The 19,375-nt window shown below is 73.6% G+C and carries 16 protein-coding genes and 1 pseudogene; 10 read left to right on the top strand and 7 right to left on the bottom strand.

Annotated features, from left to right (window positions below):
* Nucleotides 1-259: 259 nt before the first annotated feature.
* Nucleotides 260-2,770 (top strand): glycoside hydrolase family 3 C-terminal domain-containing protein, encoded by a 2,511-nt coding sequence (locus E6P78_RS07560; protein WP_240799096.1) that lies wholly within the window; start codon nt 260-262, stop codon nt 2,768-2,770.
* Nucleotides 2,771-2,778: 8 nt separating this feature from the next.
* Nucleotides 2,779-3,873 (top strand): LacI family DNA-binding transcriptional regulator, encoded by a 1,095-nt coding sequence (locus tag E6P78_RS07555; protein ID WP_136202726.1) that lies wholly within the window; start codon nt 2,779-2,781, stop codon nt 3,871-3,873.
* 255 nt (nt 3,874-4,128) lie between these two features.
* Here the strand turns inward: E6P78_RS07555 and E6P78_RS07550 are convergent, their stop codons facing one another.
* Entirely contained in the window at nt 4,129-5,493 is a 1,365-nt protein-coding gene (locus tag E6P78_RS07550) for an ROK family transcriptional regulator (RefSeq protein ID WP_206307746.1), read from the bottom strand.
* A gap of 245 nt (nt 5,494-5,738) precedes the next feature.
* On the opposite strand from E6P78_RS07550, the pseudogene E6P78_RS07545 reads away from it, so the two are divergent.
* Nucleotides 5,739-5,978: pseudogene (locus E6P78_RS07545) on the top strand (family 1 glycosylhydrolase); the annotation flags it as partial.
* Nucleotides 5,979-6,071: 93 nt separating this feature from the next.
* On the opposite strand, the gene E6P78_RS07540 reads toward E6P78_RS07545, so the two are convergent.
* Nucleotides 6,072-6,656, bottom strand: a complete 585-nt coding sequence (locus E6P78_RS07540) for a TetR-like C-terminal domain-containing protein (RefSeq protein WP_136202869.1) — start codon at nt 6,654-6,656, stop codon at nt 6,072-6,074.
* A gap of 345 nt (nt 6,657-7,001) precedes the next feature.
* On the opposite strand from E6P78_RS07540, the gene gndA reads away from it, so the two are divergent.
* Nucleotides 7,002-8,444: an NADP-dependent phosphogluconate dehydrogenase gene (gene gndA, locus E6P78_RS07530; RefSeq protein ID WP_136202725.1), complete on the top strand. Its 1,443-nt coding sequence runs from the start codon at nt 7,002-7,004 to the stop codon at nt 8,442-8,444.
* Nucleotides 8,445-8,498: 54 nt separating this feature from the next.
* On the opposite strand, the gene E6P78_RS07525 is transcribed toward gndA, so the two are convergent.
* Complete coding sequence (locus tag E6P78_RS07525; RefSeq protein ID WP_136202724.1) at nt 8,499-9,194, bottom strand: type 1 glutamine amidotransferase domain-containing protein; 696 nt, start codon at nt 9,192-9,194, stop codon at nt 8,499-8,501.
* A gap of 355 nt (nt 9,195-9,549) precedes the next feature.
* Here E6P78_RS07525 and E6P78_RS07520 point away from each other — a divergent pair, with 355 nt between their 5' ends.
* The 5 genes from E6P78_RS07520 to E6P78_RS07500 all read left to right on the top strand — a co-directional run bounded on the left by E6P78_RS07520 (nt 9,550) and on the right by E6P78_RS07500 (nt 14,782).
* Nucleotides 9,550-10,296 carry an MgtC/SapB family protein gene (locus E6P78_RS07520; RefSeq protein WP_136202723.1) on the top strand — a complete coding sequence of 249 codons (747 nt, stop codon included), beginning with the start codon at nt 9,550-9,552 and terminating at the stop codon, nt 10,294-10,296.
* A gap of 58 nt (nt 10,297-10,354) precedes the next feature.
* Nucleotides 10,355-11,986: a helix-turn-helix domain-containing protein gene (locus tag E6P78_RS07515; protein ID WP_136202722.1), complete on the top strand. Its 1,632-nt coding sequence runs from the start codon at nt 10,355-10,357 to the stop codon at nt 11,984-11,986.
* 359 nt (nt 11,987-12,345) lie between these two features.
* Nucleotides 12,346-13,743, top strand: a complete 1,398-nt coding sequence (locus tag E6P78_RS07510) for a diaminopimelate decarboxylase (RefSeq protein WP_136202721.1) — start codon at nt 12,346-12,348, stop codon at nt 13,741-13,743.
* 116 nt (nt 13,744-13,859) lie between these two features.
* The gene (locus tag E6P78_RS07505) at nt 13,860-14,336 is read left to right on the top strand and encodes a MarR family transcriptional regulator (protein ID WP_136202720.1); all 477 of its coding nucleotides are present in this window, start codon (nt 13,860-13,862) and stop codon (nt 14,334-14,336) included.
* A 2-nt stretch (nt 14,337-14,338) separates the two neighbouring features.
* Nucleotides 14,339-14,782 carry a hypothetical protein gene (locus E6P78_RS07500; RefSeq protein ID WP_136202719.1) on the top strand — a complete coding sequence of 148 codons (444 nt, stop codon included), beginning with the start codon at nt 14,339-14,341 and terminating at the stop codon, nt 14,780-14,782.
* 347 nt (nt 14,783-15,129) lie between these two features.
* Here E6P78_RS07500 and E6P78_RS07490 read toward each other — a convergent pair whose 3' ends face one another.
* From E6P78_RS07490 to panD, 3 genes are read right to left on the bottom strand one after another with little or no spacing between them, the layout of a single operon-like run.
* The gene (locus tag E6P78_RS07490) at nt 15,130-15,774 is read right to left on the bottom strand and encodes an aspartate/glutamate racemase family protein (protein WP_136202717.1); all 645 of its coding nucleotides are present in this window, start codon (nt 15,772-15,774) and stop codon (nt 15,130-15,132) included.
* 32 nt (nt 15,775-15,806) lie between these two features.
* Nucleotides 15,807-16,160 (bottom strand): GNAT family N-acetyltransferase, encoded by a 354-nt coding sequence (locus E6P78_RS07485; RefSeq protein WP_136202716.1) that lies wholly within the window; start codon nt 16,158-16,160, stop codon nt 15,807-15,809.
* Nucleotides 16,161-16,192: 32 nt separating this feature from the next.
* The gene (panD, locus tag E6P78_RS07480; protein ID WP_136202715.1) at nt 16,193-16,618 is read right to left on the bottom strand and encodes an aspartate 1-decarboxylase; all 426 of its coding nucleotides are present in this window, start codon (nt 16,616-16,618) and stop codon (nt 16,193-16,195) included.
* A gap of 684 nt (nt 16,619-17,302) precedes the next feature.
* Between panD and E6P78_RS07475 the strand changes: the two genes are divergently transcribed.
* Complete coding sequence (locus tag E6P78_RS07475; RefSeq protein WP_240799095.1) at nt 17,303-17,761, top strand: PH domain-containing protein; 459 nt, start codon at nt 17,303-17,305, stop codon at nt 17,759-17,761.
* A 165-nt stretch (nt 17,762-17,926) separates the two neighbouring features.
* Here the strand turns inward: E6P78_RS07475 and E6P78_RS07465 are convergent, their stop codons facing one another.
* Entirely contained in the window at nt 17,927-19,330 is a 1,404-nt protein-coding gene (locus tag E6P78_RS07465; protein WP_136202714.1) for an NAD(P)-binding domain-containing protein, read from the bottom strand.
* Nucleotides 19,331-19,375: the final 45 nt, after the last annotated feature.

The raw sequence follows: 19,375 nt of genomic DNA, 5'->3' as shown, positions 1-19,375 counted from the left end.
GTCGGCGGATGGTGAAGGTCAGCGGCGACGCTATGCCCGGGGAGCGTTCGGAGGCACCGACGGCCTCCCCGGCCCGCGCGCGGGGGCCCTGGCTCGGGGCGGCCGGATCACGGTCGTCTTCGGCCTCCCCGGCCCGCACGCGCGGGGTCCCGCCGCCCCCTGTTGACACGGTCGGCGTCAGCCAGCGACGCTGGGCGCGACAGCCGGGAGAGCGCTCTCCGATTCATGGGGGCGCGGTGCACGAAGGAGCATGGCCGCCATGACGGACGAAGAGACCGATCCGCTGCTCGACAAGCTCGACGCGGACCAGAAGGTTCGTCTGCTGACGGGGGCGAGCACCTGGCGCACGTACGGTGAAGCGGCTGTCGGGCTGCGGCCGCTCACCCTCTCGGACGGGCCGGCCGGAGTGCGCGGCGAGACCTGGGACGAACGCGAGACCTCGCTCGTCCTCCCCTCCCCCACCGCGCTCGCCGCCTCCTGGGACGAGCGGCTGCTGACGGACCTCGGGGCCCTGCTCGCCTCGGAGGCGAGACGCAAGGGCGTCGACGTGCTCCTGGCCCCCACGCTGAATCTGCACCGCTCACCGCTGGGCGGCCGGCACTTCGAGTGCTTCTCCGAGGACCCGCTGCTCACCGGACGCACCGGCGCCGCGCTCATCAGGGGCATCCAGTCGGGCGGGGTCGCGGCCACCGCCAAGCACTTCGTCGGCAACGACGCCGAGACGGACCGGCTGAACGTCGACGTCCGCATGGACGAGCGGACGCTGCACGAGGTCTATCTCGCCCCGTTCGAGGAGGCGGTGGCGGCCGGGGTCTGGGCGGTCATGTCCGCGTACAACAAGGTCGACGGCGTCACCATGTCCGCCTCCCCGCTCCTGGAGCACCCCCTCAAGGACGGCTGGGGGTTCGACGGGCTCGTGGTATCCGACTGGGGAGGCGTGCGCACCCTCCTGGACACCGCGCGCTCCGGCCAGGACCTGGCGATGCCGGGCCCGGACGGTCCCTGGGCGGCCGGCCTGCTCGCCGCACTGGAAGAGGGCCTGGTGTCCGCCGATGCGGTCGACGACAAGGTGCGAAGACTGCTGAGGCTGGCGGGACGGGTGGGCGCGCTGGGTCCGGCCCGGCCGGTGCGGCGGCCCACGACGGCCCCGGACGCGCGGCGTGCGCTGCTGCGGCGCGCCGTTTCCGCCGGTGCGGTGCTGCTCCGCAACGAGGGCGGAGTGCTGCCGCTGAATCCGGCGGCGCTCGGCTCGGTCGCCGTCATCGGTACGCACGCCACGGCCGTACGCATCCAGGGCGGGGGCAGTGCGGAGGTGTTCCCGGAGACCGTGGTGACCCCGCTCGCCGGACTGGAGAAGGCGTTGGACGGGGCGGCCGAGGTGACCTACCGGCCGGGTCTGCCGCCGTCGGGCCGGCCGGAACCGCTCGGCCGCGACCGGGCGCGCGATCCGCGCAGCGGCGAACCCGGGGTGCTCGTGCGGCTGCTCGACGGGCAGGGGGCCGAACTCCACGCCGAGCACCGGCTGTCCGGACGGATCGTGGAGCCCTCGGTCCCGGCCGGCGATGCCGCGGCGGTGGAGATCCGGGCCCTGTTCCGGCCGGCCGGAAGCGGGGTGTGGACCTGGGCGGTGGGCGGCTGGGGCGACATCACGCTGTCCGTCGACGGCCACGAGGTGCTGTCCGGCACGTTCCCGCTGGACAGCGACGACCCGACCCGGGTGCACGTCGCCCCGCCCCTGCACACCGCCCGGGCCGAACTGGTCGCCGGCCGGGAGGTGGAGGTGGTGGCACGGCGCTCGCTCGCCCCGGGATCGGGCGTCGCGACGGTCCTCGCCGCCGCCCCGCCCGCCGGTGACCCGGCCGCCGCGCTAGCCGACGCGGTGTCCGCAGCGCGGGCGGCCGACGTCGCGGTGGTGGTCGTGGGCACGACGGAGCAGAGCGAGTCGGAGGGCCACGACCGCGAGAACCTGGAGCTCCCGGAGGGGCAGGACGCGCTCGTACGGGCCGTGGCGCGGGCCAACCCGCGCACCGTCGTCGTGGTCAACGCGGGCGGCCCGGTCGCCCTGCCCTGGCACACCCGGGTTCCCGCGCTGCTGCTCACCTGGTTCCCGGGCCAGGAGGCCGGGGACGGACTGGCGGACGTCCTGTTCGGCCGGTCCGAGCCCGGTGGCCGGCTGCCGACCACCTGGGCCGCCGCCCAGCACGACGTACCGGTGCTCGGCACCGCCCCCGCCGCCGACGGGCGGCTGCGCTACGAGGAGGGCCCGCACATCGGCTACCGGGCCTGGCTGCGGTCCGCGACCGCACCGGCGTACTGGTTCGGCCACGGCCTCGGGTACACCGGCTGGGCGTACGAGGAGCTGACGGCCCCGGCGGCGGTGCGGGCCGGGGAGCCCTTCGACGTACGGGTGCGGGTACGCAACTCCGGGCGGCGGCGTGGCCGGGAGGTGGTGCAGGTCTATCTGGCCCGCCCCGATTCGGCCGTCGAGCGGCCGGTGCGCCGGCTCATCGGGTACGCGGCGGTCGAGGCGGACCCCGGGCGGAGCGCGGTCGCGGTGGTCCGGGTGAGCGGGCGCGCACTGGCCCACTGGTCGCCCCGGCGGGGCGGCTGGGAGACCGAGGCGGGTGAGTTCACGCTGCTCGGCGGGCGTTCGGCGGGCGATCTGCCACTCACCGCCGGGCTCACGGCACAGCCGCGCCCGGACTCGGCCGGGAAAGGATCGGATAACGGTTCGGAGCACGATGGAGAGCGCTCTCCGCTGATGCTATAAATGCGCTCATGACGGATGATCTGCGACCGGCCGGAACACCCACCCTCGAGGACGTGGCGAGGGCGGCCGGGGTGTCCCGCGCCACCGTCTCCCGGGTGATCAACGGCGTACGGAATGTCGACCCGGTGATCCAGGAGGCCGTGCGCCGGGCCGTCGCACTCACCGGCTACGCCCCCAACCGCGCGGCCCGCTCCCTGGTGACCCGGCGCACCGACGCCATCGCGCTGGTGGTGACGGGCGCGGGCACCGAGCCGGAGGAGACCGCGCCACCGGCCGACGCGGACGGGACCGAGGCGGGCAGCGGGGCGTCCTTCACGGGACAGGTCTTCGCCGACCCCTTCTTCGGCCGGGTGGTGACCGGGGTCGTCAACTATCTGCGGCCGCGCGGTATGCACCCGGTGCTGATGTTCGCCGAGACGTCACGGGCCCGCGAGGACGTGGTGTCGTTCCTGCGCCAGGGCAGCGCGGACGGTGCCCTGGTCGTCTCGACGCACGCGGAGGACCCGCTGCCGGGCATGCTCACCGACGCGGGGCTGCCGGCCGTGCTCTATGCGCGCCCCGCCCGCGCCACCCGGATCAGCTATGTCGACGTCGCCCACCAGGACGGGGCGCGGCTGGCCGCCGAGCATCTGCTCGCCCGGGGCTGCCGCCGGATCGCGACGATCACCGGCCCGCTCGACGTGCCCGCCGTCCAGGAGCGGCTGGCCGGCTTCCGGGACACGATGGCGGGGAACGGGCACCCGTACATCGCGATCGCCGAGGGGCGGTTCACCCAGGAGAGCGGTGAGGCCGCGATGGAACGGCTGCTGGCCGAACACCCCGATCTGGACGGGGTGTTCGCGGCCAACGACCTGATGGCCATGGGCGCCTGCCATGTCCTGCGGGAACACGGCAAGCGGGTGCCGGAGGACGTCGCGGTGATCGGCTTCGACGACAGCAGCGCGGCATCCGCCTGCCGCCCGCCGCTGACCACGGTCCGCCAGCCGGTGGAGGCGATGGCCGCCGAGATGGCCCGGCTGCTGATCGAGCGGCTGTCGAAGCCGGAGGGGGCCGCGACGTCCGTGATCTTCGAGCCGTCGCTGGTGGTGCGGGACTCGGCGTAGGCGGGGCGATACCTGGGCGACGCCGCACGGGAGGCGCGCACAGGACAGGCACGGGACGCACGCACAGGGTCAGCGCGGGCCGGCCCAGGACGCAGGGGCCGGAACGCGCGGGCGGGCCCGGGACGCGGGGCGGCCCGAAGCGCGGGCGGGGACGCGCGGGCCGGCCCAGGACGCAGGGCCCGGGACGCGGGCGGGCCCGGGACGCGGGGCCCGTAAGCGCGGCCCGGGACGGCAGCCGTACCGCAGTGGCGCCCCTCAGCCGGGCGCATCCGACGCGGTCCGGGGGCGCTGCCTGCTCCGCACGGCGTCCGCCGGGGTCCGCAGCTCCGGTGCCGGGGAGCCGGAGCCGGTCCCGGGCGCGGGTGACGGGCGGCTGCCGCCGCGGGCCAGGAAGTCGGCCAGGGGAAGCGTCGCCGCTCCGACCGTGACCGCGTCGGGCCCGAGGCGGCCCATCTCGATGGTGGTGCGGGCCGCCGCGTGCTTCAGCGCGTACTCCTGCGCGTACCGGCGGATGTCGGGCAGCAGATGCGGGCCGATCAGCAGGCCCGCCCAGCCGCCGAGCAGGATGCGCTCGGGCAGGAAGAGGTTGGTCAGGTCGCCCAGTGCCGCGCCCAGGCACTCGGCCGTCTCGTCCAGCACCGCGACCGCCACGGGGTCGGGTTCGCCGCCGGCGGCCGGGTAGGCGGCGGCGAGCAGCGCGGCGAGCGCGGTCTCGTCGTCGGCGTCGGCCGGCAACGGGCCGCCCGCCTCGTGCCAGCGCTCGCGCATCGCCTCGGCGCCCGCGTACGCCTCCAGGCATCCGATCGAGCCGCAGCGGCAGCGCCGGCCGCGCAGCTGCACGGTGCTGTGGCCCCACTCCAGGGCCTGGCTGCTGCGGTCCTCGTCGAGGAGGTCGCCGTGGTTCACGCAGGCGCCGACACCGGAACCGATGAGGGCGATGGCCGAGGCCCCCGCGCCCCGCCCGCCGCCGAACCACATCTCGGCCTGGCCGAGGGTCTTGGCGCCGTTGTCGATGAAGAAGGGCACCTGCGGCGGAACCCGCACGGCGTCCCGGAGCAGCTGCTCGAAGGGCACGGCGCTCCAGTCGATGGTCTGGCCGTGCACGACGGAGCCCACGTCGCCGATGACGCCGTCCGGCGCGTGGCGCTCGATGATGCCGGGGACGCCGATCCCGATGCCGAGCAGCCGGTGCGGGTCGGCGCCGGCGTCCCGCAGCACGTCGGCGACGCCGCTGCGGACATGGCCGACGATGCGGTCGACGTCGTAGCCGTGCTGGGCGAGCAGCCTCTCGGTGCGCGCGAGTTCGGTCAGGGAGAGGTCGAAGAGCTCCACCCTGACCCGGGTCTCGCCGATGTCGATGCCGATGAGGAGGCCGCCACCGGGGGCGACGCGCAGCAGGGTGCGGGGGCGGCCGCCGTCGGAGTCGACGACACCGGCCTCCTCCACGAGGCCTTCCGCGGCGAGTTCCGCGACGACGTTGCTGATGGAACCCGAACTCAGCCCGGTGGCCGGACCCAGCTCCTGGCGGCTCAGCGGGCCGTCGAAATACAACCGTTGCAATACCCGCGCCCGGTTGCCCCGTCGCAGGTCACGCACGGTTCGTCTGTTGCGCTCAGCCATGTGGCTCCTTCCCTGCCCGCAACATACCGCGACCCCGGGACTTGACGCGACCTTAGCTCATCTCTTAAATCATGCCATAAATTAGGCCCTGAAGGTCGTGTCGGTTCCCGGACACAGCCTTCTTCCCCGGAAAGGGGCCACCCAGCATGCGCACCATCAGAGCCGCGGCAGCCGTCACCCTCGCGATCTCCATAGCCGCCGGAGTCACCGGCTGCGGAGGCGGTTCGTCCGCGAGCGGCGGCAGCCGGTACCTGGAGGAACACCTCGCGGCCTGCGCCCGCGCCGTCCGCAAGGGCGCCCCGCTGGCCGGCTACTTCGCCTGGTCGCTCCTCGACAACTTCGAGTGGGCGTACGGCTACGACAAGCGGTTCGGCCTGGTCCACGTCGACTACGCGACGCAGCGCCGCACGGTCAAGAGCAGCGGCCGGCGCTACGCGGAGCCGATCCGCCAAGCGGCGGCCGACCGCACCCGCAAGGCCGCCTGACCCGGCGCCACCCCCTCAGCAGCCTCCGGCCGCGGCGGACGACCGCCGCCGCCGGAGGTTTCGCGCTGCAGCGACGGACTCATGATCCGCCGCTCACGGTTTCGCGCCGGTGGCCGACGCCCAGTTCGACAGCAGGAAGTGCAGGGCCTCCACCGCCCGCTCCCAGGAGGTCTGTACGGGACGCGGGGCCTCGAATCCGCCGTCGGCCTCCAGGGCGGTGAACCCGTGGAAGGTGCTGCGCAGCAGCCGTACCGCGTCGGTGAGATCGGGTTCGGTCAGACCGTACGCGCGCAGCATCGCGGAGGTGGTCCGGAGGGTGCGGTGGTACGCGGGCGCCTCGGCGACGATCGCCGGGTCGACGCGCATCTGTGTGGCCGCGTACCGGCCGGGGCACTCCAGCGCGAAGGTGCGGTAGGCGTCGGCGAACGCGATCAGGGCGTCCTTCCCGGCCCGTCCGGCCACCGCCGTCTCGATCCGGTCGATGAACTCTTCGGCGGCCAGCAGCGCGACCCGGGTCCGCAGGTCACTCAGGTTCTTGACGTGGGAGTACAGGCTCGCGTCCTTGACGCCGAAGCCGCGGGCCAGCGCGGAGATGGTGACCTTGTCGAAACCGGTCGAGTCCGCCAGGTCGGCCGCCGCCGCCACGACCCGCTCGGTCGTGAGCCCCGCGCGAACCATCCCCACCCCCGCCGACGTACTTCCTAGGACCCTTAGCTTTCCCGAATATACACAGGAGCCCGCGGTGGTCACGGATCACCGTGTCCACCGCGGGCTTCCGTACCGTGCCGACAGCGGGGAGTGGGCCGGCACGGTGGCCCGGACGGAGCGGGAGAGCGCTCTCCCGCGCGCGTTGTCAGTGTTGCGCCGCCGTCGACGGAGTGTCAAGAGTTGACGTGAAACGGCCTTCCTCGGGCATGCGCAGTTGAACAGGCCGTCCCCCGTTCCCGTGTCCATACTGGACATCGGCCGGCTGTCACAGCCCCCGGCTCCCGGCCTCCCCCGACCTACCGCAGGAGCAGACAGATGAGCGCAACCGCGCAGATCGGCGTCACCGGGCTCGCGGTGATGGGCCGCAACCTGGCTCGCAACTTCGCCCGCAACGGCTTCACGGTCGCCGTGCACAACCGTACGGAGAGCAGGACCGAGGCCCTGGTCGAGGAGTTCGGCGGCGAGGGCTCCTTCGTGGCCGCGCACAGCCCCGAGGAGTTCGTCCGGGCCCTGGAGCGGCCGCGCCGCCTGGTCGTCATGGTGAAGGCGGGCGAGCCGACGGACGCGGTCATCCAGGAGTTCGCCCCGCTGCTGGACGAGGGCGACGTCATCATCGACGGCGGCAACGCCCACTTCGAGGACACCAGGCGCCGGGAGAAGGAGCTGCGCGAGCGCGGCATCCACTTCGTGGGCGCGGGCATCTCCGGCGGCGAGGAGGGCGCGCTGAACGGCCCGAGCATCATGCCGGGCGGCTCGGCCGAGTCGTACGAGTCGCTGGGGCCGATGCTGGAGCGGATCGCGGCGAAGGCCGAGGACGGCACGCCCTGCACCGCGCACATCGGGCCGGACGGCGCCGGCCACTTCGTCAAGATGGTGCACAACGGCATCGAGTACGCCGACATGCAGCTGATCGCGGAGGCGTACGACCTGCTGCGCGCGGTGGCCGGGTACTCCCCCGCGAAGATCGCCGAGACGTTCCGCGGCTGGAACACCGGCCGCCTCGACTCGTATCTGATCGAGATCACGGCCGAGGTACTGGCCCACACCGACGCGGCGACCGGCAGGCCGTTCGTGGACATCGTGCAGGACCGGGCGGAGCAGAAGGGCACCGGGCGCTGGACGGTGCAGATCGCCCTCGATCTGGGCGTGCCCGTCTCCGGCATCGCGGAGGCGGTCTTCGCCCGTTCGCTGTCCGGGCACACCGATCTGCGCGAGGCCGCGCGGGATCTGGCGGGCCCCACGGTCACCCCGCTCGGCGAGAGCGAGGCGGCGGCCTTCGCGGACCGGGTCGAGCAGGCGCTGTACGCGTCCAAGATCGTCTCGTACACCCAGGGGTTCCACCAGATCCGGGCGGGCAGCGAGGCGTACGACTGGGACATCGATCTGGGCGCGGTGGCGTCGATCTGGCGGGCCGGCTGCATCATCCGGGCGGCGTTCCTCGACCGCATCCGCGCGGCCTACGACGCACAGCCCGGGCTGCTGAGCCTGCTGTCGGACAAGCAGTTCGCCGAGGAGATCGGCGCGGCGCAGGACGACTGGCGCGCGGTGGTGGCCGAGGCGGTGCGGCAGGGCGTGCCGACCCCTGGATTCGCCGCGGCGCTCTCGTACTACGACGGTCTGCGCGCCGACCGGCTGCCGGCGGCGCTCACCCAGGGGCAGCGGGACTTCTTCGGCGCACACACCTATCGGCGGTCCGACCGCGAGGGCTCGTTCCACACGCTCTGGGGCGGGGACCGCTCGGAGGTAGAGGCCGGCTGACCGGGCGGCGCGAGACGGACCGGCCCCCGGAGGCGGCGGCCGGTCGCTCCCGCCTCAGCCCAGACGCTTGAGCAGTTCGTCGGCGAGCGGGCCGGCCGATGCCGGGTTCTGGCCGGTGACCAGATTGCGGTCCACGACCACGTGCGGGGCCCACGGCTCGCCCTCCTGGAAGTCGGCCCCGATCTCCACGAGGCGGTCCTGGAGCAGCCACTTGGCCTTGTCGGCGAGTCCGGTCCGGCTCTCCTCCGCGTTGGTGAAGCCGGTGAGCCGGTATCCGGCGAAGCTGTGGCCGCCGTCGGCGTCGGTGGCGGCGAGCACGGCGGCCGGAGCGTGGCAGACGATGCCCAGGGGCATGCCCGACTCCAGGGCCCGGTTCAGCAGCCGACCGGAGTCGGCGTTCACCGCCAGGTCCTCCATGGGGCCGTGTCCGCCGGGGTAGAACACCGCCGCGTAATCCGCCGGGTCGATGGCTGCCACGTCGAGCGGGTGTTCGAGTTCGGTGATGCCGGCGACGGCTGCCGCCATCCGGTCGGCGTTCTCCTGGCCGTTGTTGAACTCGGGGGCGAGGCTGCCCCGGTCGACGGTGGGCACCACACCGCCGGGGGTGGCGACGACGATCTCGTGCCCTGCCGCCTTGAACGCCTCGTGGGGAGCGACGATCTCCTCCGCCCAGAAGCCGGTCGGATGCGCGGTCCCGTCGGCGAGCGTCCAATGGTCGGCACCGGTCACAACGAACAGAATCCTTGCCACGTCACGTCTTCCGCAGGGCCGGGGCGTCACCGCCCAGGAGGGTTTCGCGTGACGGTGGTCCGGAAAGGGCGCCGTCACGCCGGGAGGCAGACCGTACGACCGCGCCCGTGCGAGCCCCACGCGGGCCGCCGCGTGGGAACGGGGCGGGGTGAAACCGCGTCACCCTCCGACGGCCCCGGTGCGGGAGTCACCCGCCCGGGGCCGGGTACGGTGGTGATCGCGCCGCGGCACCGTCGCACCGCCCGGCCCGGCGGAGCCTCGGCGCTTCCCCTTCCGGGGGCGGGCTGCCCGGAAGGACGAGGGGTGGCCGTCCGACACGATCCGCCGGACAGGCCCGACGGGCATCGGAGGTCTCGTGGCACTCGACATCAACGAACCGTTCGGTCAGAACTGGACACACGCGGCGCAGTTCGGCATCGCGTTCGTCCTGTCCTCCGCGATCGGGATCGAGCGTGAGATCCGCCAGAAGGCGGCGGGGCTGCGCACGTACACGATCGTCGGCCTCGGCGCCGCGCTCTTCACGCTGGTCAGCAAGTTCGGCTTCTCCGACGTCGTGGCCACCGGCCAGGTGGAACTGGACCCGTCCCGGGTCGCGGCGCAGATCGTCTCCGGGCTCGGGTTCATCGGCGGAGGCGTCATCTTCGTCCACCGCGGCTCGGTGCGCGGCCTCACCACGGCGGCCTCGATCTGGCTCACCGCCGCCGTTGGCTGCGCGGCCGGTGCGGGGCTGCCCGTTCTCGCCACACTGGCCACCCTCGCGTACTTCCTGGTGTCCTACGGCGTCCGCCCCCTCGCCCACCGGCTCCCCGCCCTGAGCAACGCCTCGATCGGCTACCGGATCACCTATACCGAGGGCGTCGGCGCGCTGCGGGAACTGGTCAACCACTGCACGGAGACCGGGTTCGCCGTCTCGGAGCTGACCACGCTCTCCGCCGACGGCTCGGGCATGTTCCGGCGCCGCCGCTCGCAACAGGACGCCGAGCGGACCGTGGAGATCGCGCTGAGTGTTCGGGGGCGCGGCGACCTGGACGCACTGACCGCACGGCTGGCGGGTACGGCGGGGGTCCTGGCGTGCAACCGCAGCGACCTCGCCGACGAGTGAGGGGCCGGGCCCGGAAAGGCCGGTCCCGCGCGCCGGTGCGCTCGTATGCTCGGCTGCCATGACGAGCCGTGCGTCCTCCTCACCGCAGCCCTCGGTGGCGCTGCGCGAGATCCTCGCCTTCGACGACGGCGGGAGCCTGCGGCTGCTGCTGGCGCCGGCCGGGCATGACGTCGGCGTACGGGGCGTGGCCGTGGGCGACGAGGGCCCCGCCCGGCCGCTCGACGGCTGCCTGGTGCTGCTGACCGGCCCGCCCTCCGCGTCCCCCGACGCCGCCGAACCGGTACGCGCGGCGGCGAACCGCGGCGCGTCCGGTGTGGTGCTGCGGGAGGTGGAGGGGGTGGCCGCCTCGCCGCAGGTGCTCGCCGCGGCCGAGGAGGCGGGGGTCGCCGTACTCACCCGCGCGGAGTGGGCCGACTGGACGGACACCGCCGCGCTGCTGCGTTCCGCGCTGGCCTGCGCACGGGCGGGCCGGGACGACGAGAGCCCGGGGCGGCCGGTGGCCGGCGGCGCGGAGAGCCTGTCCGCCCTCGCCGCGGCCGTGGCCGAGTACACCGGCGGTTCGATCACCATCGAGGACACCCGCCTGCGCGTGCTGGCGCACTCCGCCACCGGGCCGGACGCCGACGCGCTGCGCCGCTCCACCATCCTGGGCGGCCGGGTGCCGCAGTGGCGGATCGCGGAGCTGCGGCGCAGCGGCATGCTCCGGGCGCTGTGGACGTCCCGGGACGTGATCCACCGCGCCGCCGACGCCGACGGTCCCGAGCGCCTGATCATCGCGGTCCGCAGTGGCCCCGAGGTGCTCGGCTCCATCTGGGTGGCGGGCGACGGGCGCCCCCTGCGCGCGGGAGCGGCGGACGCCCTGCGCCGGGCCGCCGATGTCGCCGCTCCCCTTCTGGTGCGGCACCGGCTGCGCGAGAGCGGGGCCGCGCGCCGCAGCGAACTCGCGCTGCGCGGCCTGCTGTACGGGGACGGCGACGCCCGCACCCATGCCTGGTCGCTGGGCCTGTCCCCCGACGCGGCGTGCGCGGTCGTGGTCGCCGAACGCCTCGCCGCCGCACCGGTCCCGGGCGACCGCACGCTCGATGTGCTCGCGCTCCAGGCAGTCACATACCGCCCGTCGGTACGTGTGCTGCGCGACGGTGACCGGCTGCTGGTGCTGCTGCCCGTGGAGGCCGGGCCGGCACGCGGCGCCCTCGCGCTGGCCCGGGAACTGGCGGCCCAGGCCCCGCCCGGGGGCGCCGGGGTGCTGGCGGGTGCCGGCCCGGCGGTCGCCGGCGCGCCGGGGGTGCGGGCCTCGTGCGAGGAGGCCCTGCTGATCGTGCGGGTGCTGCGCAAGCGGGCGGACACGGACGGCGCAGGGGCCCGAAAGCCCTACGCGGACGCGGCGGGCGTGGGCCCCTCGCTGGACATCGCCCGCGTCCTGGACGCCGCCCGGCCGGTCTGGGAGGCGGGGAACGGTCCCGTGCACGAGCTCGTACGCACCGATCTGGCGGCGGGCGGTGAGCTGGTCCGTTCGCTGGCGGCCTATCTCGACGCGTCGGGCGACGTCGTCCGCGCGGCGGCCCGGCTCGTCGTGCACCCCAATACGCTGCGCTACCGGCTGCGGCGCGCCCGGGAGCGGTTCGGCGTGGACCTGGACGACCCCGACACCAGGCTGCTGGTCACCCTCGCCGTGCGTCTCACCGGGTAGGTTGCCGTCTGTTCGTACGGCTCACGGCTCACGTCGTACGGCTCACGGCTCGCGGCTCACGTCGTACCGCTCACTGCTCACGGCTCACGTCGTACCGCTCACTGCTCACGGCTTACGGCTTACGGCCACCAGGCTGGGACCGGTCGCGCACACGCTGCCGGCCACCGGCCGAAGGCAGTCCGTACAGGCCGCCGACCACCGGCACCGGCCAAGGACGGCCAGTCGGCCGGCCGGCACCAGCTGTCGGCCACCGGCCGGGGGCGGACTCGCACGAGCTGTTGGCCGAGCGGCCAAGGCGGTGCACCGTTGTTGTCCGCCTGGACAGAGACCTGGGGGCACCCATCACCGAATCTGGCTCCATGAGCCTCCCTTCATCGCCCTCCGCCCTGACGTCGCCCCCCGCCCCGACGTCGCCCTCCGTCCTGACTCCATCCGCGCGTGTCGCGGCCGCGGTCCGCCACGCCGTGGCCTCCGGGCTGCTCGGCGAGTCCAGCCCGGTCGCCGGTTTCATCGACACGGACGGCGTACGCGCGTCGGTCGCCGCCCTGCACGAGGCGTTCCCCGGGGTGCCCGCCGTACTGCACACGTTCGCCGCGAAGGCCTCCTCGCTCGTGCCCGTACTGCGGCTGCTCGCCCGGTGCGGCATGGGCTGCGAGGTCGCGAGCCCGGGTGAGCTGCGGCTCGCGCTCGACGCCGGGTTCGCGCCGTCGAAGATCGTGCTGGACTCCCCCGCCAAGACCCGGGACGAGATCCGCCGCGCCCTGGCGGTCGGCGTGGCGATCAACGCCGACAACCTCGACGAGGTGGACCGGATCGCTTCGCTGCGCCCGTCCGACGCGGTGTCCGCCATCGGGCTGCGGGTCAACCCGCAGGTCGGCGGCGGCTCCATCGGCGCGATGAGCACGGCCACGGCCACGTCGAAGTTCGGCGTGGCGCTGCGCGACCCCGGCGCGCGCGAGCAGGTCGTGAAGACGTTCGCCGCGCACCCCTGGCTGACCCGCCTGCACGCGCATGTCGGCTCGCAGGGCTGCTCCCTGGAGCTGATCGCGGCCGGGATCGGCGAGACGTACCGGCTGGCCGAGGAGATCAACGACGCCCTCGGCCGCCGGCAGATCACGGGTCTCGACATCGGCGGCGGCCTCCCGGTCAACTTCGCCGACGACGAGATCCGCCCCAGCTTCGCCGCCTACGCGGCGGCCCTGCGGGCGGCCGTGCCCGGACTCTTCGACGGCCGGTACGAACTGGTCACCGAGTTCGGCCGGTCGCTGCTCGCCAAGAACGGGTTCATCGGCGCGCTGGTCGAGTACACGAAGAACGCGGGCGGCCGCCGCATAGCGCTCACCCACGCGGGCGCCCAGACCGCCACCCGTACCGTCTTCATGCCGGAGGCCTGGCCGCTGCGGGTCGGCGCCTTCGACGCCGAGGGGCGGCCCAAGGACGGGCCCGCGCTGGTCCAGGACATCGCGGGCCCGTGCTGCTTCGCGGGAGACGTCGTCGCGCACGCCAGGGAACTGCCCGAACTGCGGGCCGGCGACTACGTGGTGCTGTACGACACGGGCGCGTACTACTTCTCCACGCCGTGGTCGTACAACAGCCTGCCGCGCCCGGCGGTGTACGGATTCGACGTGGCCGCGCAGGCGGGGCACCCGGAGCCGGTGGTCCGCTTCGCGCCGGTGCGCGACGCCCAGTCGCTGGACTCGGTCTCCGCCGAGAGCGGCCTCGCACACGCGGACGCGCTGCTGAGCCTGCGCGACTGACCCGCGTACTCGCGGCGGGGTTCGGGGGCGTCCGGCACTCGGAAGGCAGCGGCGACGGGCGGCGACGGGCCGAAATTTAGTAGCCATGTACATAGTAGCCATGTACGGTATCTGCCATGAGCGACGCGATCGAGGGCGCGACCCCGGGTTTCCTGGTCTGGCGCCTGTCCATGAAATGGCGGGTGGCGCTCGACCGGGCGCTGGCTCCGCTCGGGCTGACCCACGCGCAGTATTCGCTGGTGGCGTCCCTGCTGGGGATGGAGCGGGCGGGGCTGCGGCCGAGTCAGCGCGCACTCGCCGAGCACACCGGACTCGAAGCGCTCTACGTTTCGAAACTGGCCCGCGGTCTGGAGGCCGCGGGGCTCGTCGAGCGGGCCGCCGACCCCTCGGACAGCAGAGCGGTCCAGCTCTCGCTGACCGTGGAGGGCCGCGCGGCGACCGGCCGCGCGGTCGAGGTGGTGCGGCAGCTCGTCAACGGGCTACTGGCACCCCTGGGCGGCCTCGACGGCCTGGACACCGAGGCGTTCACCCAAGCACTGACGGCACTGCTCGACGTGCCGGTTCCCGCAGTCACCGGCTCTTCCAAGGAGTAACCATGACTACCGCACCCCCTGTCAACGGCCAGATCATCGGCATGGCCCACTACGCCACCCGGGCCGTCCTGAAACGGCTGCTGGCGACGAGCGGCATCACCTTCCACCAGTCCGTGGCGCTGACCGCCACCGCCGACAAGGGCGGGATCATCGAGCGCCGCCGGCTGATCGAGCGCATGACCGGCGCCGTGAAGCTGGACGTGTCCGTGGCGGAGCAGACCCTGTCGGAGCTGACGTCGGCCGGGCTGCTGGAGGAGCGGCCCGGCGAACAGCCCCTGCTGGCCCTCACCGCCGCCGGCGAGGCGCTGGAGCGTGAGCACAGGACCGGCGTCGCCGACGCCACGGCCCCGCTGTACGCGGGCCTGCCGGCCGAGGACCTGGCCACGGCGGGCCGGGTGCTGACCGAGGTGACCGCGCGGGCAAACGCCTTGCTGGCCGCGGGCTGACCGGTCGTCGCCGGTCAGCCGGCCGGTGACGGCTCGGGCTCGGGCGGCGGCACCGGCTCGGGGTCCGGCGACGGCGGCTGCGGAATCGGTTCGGGTGCGGGCCCTGGCGGGGTGGGCGAGGGCGGCGTCGGCGCCGGTCCCGGCGGGGTCGGCGTCGGCTCGGGCAGCGGCTGCGGCGGCCCCGGAATCGGCCCGGGCGTGGGTGCCGGCGGTACGGGGTCGGGGAACGGATGAGTCATCTCGGGCCTCCGAACGGTCGGGGGTGGATCTCTTCCACCGTCTCCCGGAGCGGCTTCCCTCGCCCGGCGAGCCCATACGTACGGACCAAGGGCACGGCCCCGGCCGGCTCAGCGACCGGCCGCCACCACCACCACCGCGGCGGCCAGCCCGGGGCGCGGGCTGGACAGCACCGGGACACGGGTCGTCGTACGGTCGGCCGCACCGGCCATGGAGCCCTGCGCGAGCACGATGACATCGGCGTCCGTCACCGCGTCGGCCGCGGCGGCCACGAGGTCCAGACATCCGTCTACGTCACCGGCCGCGAAGCGCTCCCAGGCGCCCGCCACCAGCACGGTACGCACATCCGCCGCGGGGAGACCGGCCCTGACCGCCTCCTCGGCGAGCAGCGCGCGGGTCGGCGCCAGGGTGGAGGCGAGGGTGGCGAGGACGGTGACCCGTCCCGCGCGGACGGCGGACGCGGCCATCGGCCGGTCGACGCGCAGGACCGGGACGCCGAGCGCCACCCCGGCGGACTCGGCCACGGCACCGATGGTCGAACACGTGCAGAGCACGGCGTCCGCCCCCTCGGCGACCGTCTCCGCGACCAGCGCCTCCACCTCGTCCGCCACCGCCTCCGGCCCCCGCGCCCCGGCCCGGGTGAGCAGTTCCTCGCGCACCACATGGCGCAGGACGAGCCCCGGGTGGTCGGCGTCGCGCAGGGCGTCGAAGACCGGAACGTGGACCGGCGAGGTGTGCAGCAGCGCGAGCGTCACCGGCGACACGTCCGTCCCCGCCGTCCCCGCCGTCAGTACAGCTCGGGGTGCAAGGCGAGTTGCACCTTCGCCCGCTCCACCAGTTCGACCGACGCCTCGGGGGCCTCCTCGGGATGGCGCGAGGCCCACTTGGCGGCGTACGGGCACAGCGGGACGACGGGCACGCCCTCGCGGCCCGCCATGGCGTAGAACTCACCGACCAGGGCGCCTCCGATGCCCTTGCCCTCGTGCCCGGGCTCGACGACCGTGTGCACGACGACGAGCCCGGCGGGCTCCCCGCCCATCACGAAGTACGCGATGCCCCCGACGGGCCCGCCGTCCTCGTACGCCAGCAGCTTGCCCGCCGCCCGGTCGTCACGGATCTCGGGCCCGGTTTGCTCTGCCATGGCGGGGCTGCTCCCTAGCTGGACGAGACGCTTCAGCGCGCCGCGGGCACCGCGTGCGGGCTGCGCTCGGTGTCACTGCCCGGCACGGGCGCGGAGGCGTCGGCGCCGAGTGCGACGATGCGGTTGTCCGCGTCGACGTGAACGATACGCGGAACGAGGGCGCGCGCCTCGGCATCGTCGACCTGGGCGTAGCTGATGAGGATGACCAGGTCACCCGGGTGCACGAGGTGGGCGGCGGCACCATTGATCCCGATCACCCCGGAGCCGCGCTCCCCCTCGATGACGTACGTCTCCAGCCGGGCACCGTTGTCGATGTCCACGATGTGGACGAGCTCGCCGGGCAGCAGATCCGCGGCTTCCATGAGCTCGGCATCGACCGTGACAGACCCGACATAGTGCAGGTCGGCCTGGGTCACGGTGGCGCGGTGGATCTTGGACTTGAACATCGTTCGCATCATCGAAGCACTCCCAAAAGTAGGCTCCCTGCCTGCGTTTTTGCAGGTCAAGGGCTGTTTAGACACCCTACAGCGAGTCGCATGTCCGGGCAGCTCTTCCCAGGTTTTCCAGGACCCGCGTGCTGACCACTCGCTGACATTTCCGACGCCTCGCCAGGCGACCGAGGGAGGGCTTCACCCGCTCTCGCGGACCCCACCATCGCGACAGCCCAAGCCTACGCAGCGCCCCCGAAGGACGGCCGTGATCACCGTCACACGGATGGCCTGGACGGGGGCCAGGAGCGGAGCGTGGGACCTGAAGTCGGACCCCGTGCCACAACCGGGCCGCTGGCCGGGGCCCCTCGCACCCGTCTCAATGAGCCGCTTCCGTCTTGGTCAGCTGGAGGGTTCGAGGGCGACGACGGCTCGGACAACGGCGGTGACCTGCGAGAAGACCGGAGAGATGCCGCAGTGATCGGAGAGATGCCGCAGTGTGCGGCTGGAGAGATCGATGCGTTGGGGTCCTCCAGGGCTGCCGACCCACCCACCCGCCAGGTCGGAAGGGGTTCACTGATGACACTGGATGAGGTCCACCTGGACGGTGAACGGGGTGGCGTCGGGATGCGTCATGCCGCCGGCCCGCACAGGTGCGCTCGGGCATCTACGGCTGCGGCCAAGTGGAGGAGTCGCACGGACCACAATGCGGGCATGGCTGATCAGGGCGGGGACTCGGTGTCGGTGTGGCGGGTGGGTGGGGCGGCTTGCGCTGCGGGTTATGTGATGCCGGCTGTTGTGGGGGCGAAGGCACTCTTCGGTTGGGCGGGATGGGTTTCTTCTCCGGGAGCCGAGGCGGCCCGGAAGGCCGGCCTGTGGACAGGGCTGGCTGTTGGCGTTGCGTTGTTCTTCTGGTGGGCGGTTCTCAGGGTCCGGCTTGAGGTTGGCCCTGACGGGCTTGTGGCGGTCAATCCGTGGGGTACCCACCGCCTGGGGTTGGACGAGGTGACTTCGGTGCGGCTGGGTGCGTGGGGCGCGGAGTTCCATCACGGAGACGGTTTCAAGACCACGGCCTATGCGCTGAGCGAGCTGGCCGCGGGCTCCTCGCAGGACCGGCGCTTCGCAGAGCTGCGGGCTGTTCTGGAGGCCGACCCCGACTCCTCGTCGTGGTGATGCCTGACAGGGACGCTGGTCAGGGGCCGGCCGGCCGGGCTTCGTAAAAGGTTCCGTCGCGGAGCATCGCGAAGAGGGCGTCGGCCCGGCGTCCGACGAGGCAGAGCAGGGCCTGGGTGCGGTGCTTGCCCTGGGCGATCTTCTAGTCCCAGTTGGCCCCCGGGGTCAGCCTTGAGAGGCTGAGCCGGTGAGACCCCGCAGGTCACCGGCGGCTGCGTCAAGCTCCGCGCCGCCGCCGAGTTGTACCAGTGCGGGTTCGGGGGCGGCGCAGCAGCAGCCGCCGTCGGTCCGGTCGGCGTCCGGGGCGTCGAAGAGGCCGGCGCCGCCGCAGACTCCGGTTTCGGGGAGGGTGAGCTCGACGCGGTCGGCGGCTTCGGTGTCGCCGGCGAGGGCGGCGGTGACGGAGCGGATCTGCTCGTATCCGGTCATGGCGAGGAAGGTCGGGGCGCGGCCGTAGGATTTCATGCCGACCAGGTAGATGCCCTGTTCGGGGTGGGACAGTTCGCGGTGGCCGTGCGGGTAGACGGTTCCGCAGGAGTGCTGGTTGGGGTCGATCAGCGGGGCCAGCTCGGTGGGTGCTTGGAGGCGTTCGTCGAGGCCGAGGCGGATCTCGGAGAGGAACGAGAGGTCCGGGCGGAATCCGGTCAGCACGATCACCTCGTCGACCGGGTCCAGGCGGCGCCCGTCCTCGGCGGCCAGGACGAGCCGGCCGTCGCCGTCGCGTTCGACGGCCTCCGTGCGGAAGCCGGTGACAGCGTCGGCGCACCCCTGGTCGACGGCGGCCTTCGCGGCGAGCCCCAGGGCGCCGCGTGCCGGAAGCTGGTCGGCGCTTCCCCCGCCGAAGGTGGAGTCGCTGATGCCGCGGCGCACGATCCATACCCCGTGTGTACCGGGTTCGTCCTTCGCCACTTCGGCGAGTGCGGCGAGTGCGGTGAAGGCGGAGGCGCCCGATCCGATGACGGCGGTGCGCTTGCCCGCGTAACGGGCGCGGACGGCGGGGTCCTTGAGGTCGGGCACGCGGTAGGTGATGCGGTCGGCCGCCTTCTTCTCGCCGACGGCGGGCAGACCGCCGGCCCCGGCGGGGCTCGGGGTGCTCCAGGTGCCGGAGGCGTCGATGACGGCGCGGGCGAGGACACGCTCCTCGCCGCCGTCGGTGGTGGTGAGGTGGACGACGAAGGGCTGGCCCTCGCGGTCGGCGTCGACGATCCGGTCGCGGCCGGCGCGTGAGACCCCGGTGACGGTGGCCCCGAGGCGTACGCGGTCGCCGAGGGCATCGGCGAGGGGCTGCAGGTACTGCTCGGCCCAGTCCCCTCCGGACGGGTAGGTGCCCGCGTCGGGCTTCGTCCAGCCGGTCGGGGCCAGGAGCTTCTCGGCTGCCGGATCGGTCACCTCGCCCCAGGTGGAGAACAGCCGTACGTGCGACCAGTCGCGTACGGCGGAGGCGGCGGTCGGCCCGGATTCCAGGACCAGCGGGGTGATGCCGTGTTCGATCAGGTGCGCGGCGGCGGCCAGTCCGGCGGGTCCGGCTCCGATGACGACAACCGGAAGGTCCGCAGTGGTGGTGTTCATGGTGCTGATGTCCTCCGAGGCAGGCAGGGTTCGACCATTGATTCG

It is taken from the genome of Streptomyces sp. A0958, from assembly GCF_004795035.1.
In the GTDB taxonomy this organism is placed as follows: domain Bacteria; phylum Actinomycetota; class Actinomycetes; order Streptomycetales; family Streptomycetaceae; genus Streptomyces.
Note: the sequence above shows the minus strand (reverse complement) of the source record. Positions and strands in the feature narration are given on the sequence as shown.

What these genes read in the sequence shown, in the direction of transcription:
- E6P78_RS07485 (WP_136202716.1), bottom strand. Translation starts at nt 16,160, where the DNA reads ATGGCAGAGCAAACCGGGCCCGAGATCCGTGACGACCGGGCGGCGGGC.
- panD (WP_136202715.1), bottom strand. Translation starts at nt 16,618, where the DNA reads ATGATGCGAACGATGTTCAAGTCCAAGATCCACCGCGCCACCGTGACC.
- gndA (WP_136202725.1), top strand. Translation starts at nt 7,002, where the DNA reads ATGAGCGCAACCGCGCAGATCGGCGTCACCGGGCTCGCGGTGATGGGC.
- E6P78_RS07500 (WP_136202719.1), top strand. Translation starts at nt 14,339, where the DNA reads ATGACTACCGCACCCCCTGTCAACGGCCAGATCATCGGCATGGCCCAC.
- E6P78_RS07505 (WP_136202720.1), top strand. Translation starts at nt 13,860, where the DNA reads ATGAGCGACGCGATCGAGGGCGCGACCCCGGGTTTCCTGGTCTGGCGC.
- E6P78_RS07465 (WP_136202714.1), bottom strand. Translation starts at nt 19,330, where the DNA reads ATGAACACCACCACTGCGGACCTTCCGGTTGTCGTCATCGGAGCCGGA.
- E6P78_RS07475 (WP_240799095.1), top strand. Translation starts at nt 17,303, where the DNA reads ATGGCTGATCAGGGCGGGGACTCGGTGTCGGTGTGGCGGGTGGGTGGG.
- E6P78_RS07560 (WP_240799096.1), top strand. Translation starts at nt 260, where the DNA reads ATGACGGACGAAGAGACCGATCCGCTGCTCGACAAGCTCGACGCGGAC.
- E6P78_RS07515 (WP_136202722.1), top strand. Translation starts at nt 10,355, where the DNA reads ATGACGAGCCGTGCGTCCTCCTCACCGCAGCCCTCGGTGGCGCTGCGC.
- E6P78_RS07550 (WP_206307746.1), bottom strand. Translation starts at nt 5,493, where the DNA reads ATGGCTGAGCGCAACAGACGAACCGTGCGTGACCTGCGACGGGGCAAC.
- E6P78_RS07540 (WP_136202869.1), bottom strand. Translation starts at nt 6,656, where the DNA reads ATGGTTCGCGCGGGGCTCACGACCGAGCGGGTCGTGGCGGCGGCGGCC.
- E6P78_RS07510 (WP_136202721.1), top strand. Translation starts at nt 12,346, where the DNA reads ATGAGCCTCCCTTCATCGCCCTCCGCCCTGACGTCGCCCCCCGCCCCG.
- E6P78_RS07555 (WP_136202726.1), top strand. Translation starts at nt 2,779, where the DNA reads ATGACGGATGATCTGCGACCGGCCGGAACACCCACCCTCGAGGACGTG.